The sequence below is a fragment of the Mesorhizobium sp. WSM4829 genome, assembly GCF_055811475.1.
Genome location: NZ_JBVVQJ010000142.1, coordinates 1 through 599, shown reverse-complemented (window position 1 = coordinate 599; position 599 = coordinate 1). Strand labels below are relative to the sequence as shown.

Below are 599 nucleotides of genomic sequence, written 5' to 3'. Positions count from 1 at the left end.
GAGGGCTTTGCGCGGGAGCCGAAGTTTGGCGCAGATGGCGCATGGGGCGTTTTTTAAACCGCAATCAAGCCACATTGGCCCGGTTTGCGGGGCATCTATGCCCGCCTCGGGCCCCAATTGGCCCCCCTCGGCGGATTTTGGGCAGACTGCGCCCCTCATGCCGGCTTCCTCACCGGGAAGAGGACGGCGGCCGCCCGTTGCAGATTGTAGCCACAGCCGGCAAGCACGCACTGCGTCCGGTTGGTCGCCAGGTTGAAGAAGCGCAGCCGCCGCATGCCGTAGTGCTGCTTGAACACCGCAAACGGCCGCTCCACCGCCGCCCGCACCTTGGAGATCAGCCGGTTGCGCTGCTTCTGGCGCGGCGTCAGCGGATGATGCTTGTTGGGCCGATGCATCAGCCGGTCCTTGATGCCGGCCTGCTTAAGCCGGGCGTGCCGGGCATGGGTGTAGTAGGCCTGGTCGCCATAGGCCGCCGCCTCGTCGCCGCAGATCAGCCTGTCGGCCGGCTCGGTGTCGGTGATTGAAGCATCGGTGAAGTGCATCCGCCGGATCAGCGTGTGAGCCTCGTCGACGCCGTTGTGCACCTTATAGCCGAACAC

1 protein-coding gene is annotated in these 599 nt (G+C 65.6%); it reads right to left on the bottom strand.

The window, feature by feature from the left end:
* Nucleotides 1-155 precede the first annotated feature (155 nt).
* Nucleotides 156-599, bottom strand: a 444-nt coding sequence (locus tag AC0L17_RS34580; RefSeq protein WP_473519005.1) for a transposase, incomplete at its 5' end; no start/stop codon positions are given.